General features: G+C 45.5%; 1 protein-coding gene and 1 pseudogene. One reads left to right on the top strand and one right to left on the bottom strand.

All coding sequences use genetic code 11. The features are described 5' to 3' along the window. A pseudogene (locus HMPREF0201_RS09335) lies at window positions 1–780 on the top strand (inverse autotransporter beta domain-containing protein); the annotation flags it as partial. 199 nt (window positions 781–979) lie between these two features. On the opposite strand, the gene HMPREF0201_RS09330 reads toward HMPREF0201_RS09335, so the two are convergent. Further along, on the bottom strand, window positions 980–1,505 hold a 526-nt coding region (locus HMPREF0201_RS09330; protein ID WP_016536347.1), incomplete at its 5' end, for a hypothetical protein.

Below are 1,505 nucleotides of genomic sequence, written 5' to 3'. Positions count from 1 at the left end.
ACGGGCGGCAATCCCGTTACCGGCCAGGCCGCAAGCCTGACCGCTGAGACGGTTAAGGTGCCTAACACTGAGGCAGGCAGCGCGTGGCAGGATCACGGGGACGGAACCTACTCCGCCGCCTACACCGCGCAGACCGCCGGCACCGGCCTCACCGCCTCGCTGCAGCTCTCCGGCTGGGGCGGGAGCGTCGGGTCCCCGGCGTACGTCATCACCGCCTATGGATTAAAAGATATAGTGGTCAATAGTCATACTTTCAGCCCAGATATTCATTTCCCGACCACCGGCTTTTCCGGGGCAAGCTTTGCCTTTGAAATTACTGGAGGAGAGGCTGCAGATTTAACATGGAGAAGCGATACCTCCTGGGTATCAGTTAGTGCAGGCGCGGTTAAGTTTGATGAAACAGGTTCATCCGGATTGGGAAAAACCGTGACTATAACTGCGGAGAACGCTAATGGGGTCAAAGTAATAGAATATTCATTTGTTATTAAACACTGGTACAGTGAATCAGCGTCAAATGGGGTGCCCTTTGATGAGGCGACTTCGCAATGTGCTTCACCTTCTGTATTGCCAACCATTGCTGAGATGAGCACTGAAACCAGAACAATCGGAGCATTAGTGGATGAATGGGGAGCTCTTGATGCATACACAGCCTTTGGTGGCGACATTTATTGGTCTTCAACAGCGAGTGATACGGTGGGGAGACATAAAACTATGGTCTCCGATGGAAGGATAACTGAAGACGCCGATCGCATGCATCTGTATGTATTGTGCTTTAGGTAATTCAAGGCGCCCTCTTTTTCAAAAGAAGAGGGCATTTTACTTTTTTGTCGCGATCGTGCAGGCTGGTTACCGAAATCGGTATTTAAGAAATTACATTCTGCGCGCAGTTATCAATTAGTGATTAATAATTGCGCCATTACAGTCCCTGGACAATTTCATCTCGAACAGATGAGAACTAAAAGCCTTACCACTCCTGTGTTCAAATTATATTATGGAGATTATAAAAATCTGAAAAATCAAAATCTGAGTTAGCTTTATTCCCAACATGAGCTATCCCGGCGTCATAAATTTCATTAGACACCACAGATTCATTTTCGATTTTTAAGCCTCCATATGTAGAATCGAAAATGATCACACTAACGTGATCATCAAACCTGACATTTTTTATTTCATCTTGCTTCTGAATCCCTTCAATTACGCCAGCAGGATCCCTGCCAAGCTCTTTTGCTATCCTGGAGTTTATTTTTCGAACATTACTTCCCGCTGGCATCAACTTTGCCCTTGGGATATTAAAACTTGAATCAGGATAACTATCTACCACTTTAAAATAGTTACTTTCTTTAGTTAGCAGAGCCGGACTATTCATTCTGGATAGGGATTTTTTATTAAAAAAACCACCCTTAAGTGAAGGGTTTTTTTTGTTATTCAAATGCATAAAGTCTAATTCTTTTAATGCCCCCGCCTTGCTGTATGCAAGCCTTGAGCCCACCGCCATCCCGGCAACA

Source organism: Cedecea davisae DSM 4568 (assembly GCF_000412335.2).
Lineage (GTDB): Bacteria > Pseudomonadota > Gammaproteobacteria > Enterobacterales > Enterobacteriaceae > Cedecea > Cedecea davisae.
The sequence above is the reverse complement of the archived record's forward strand: the minus strand, read 5'-3'. Positions and strand labels throughout refer to the sequence as shown.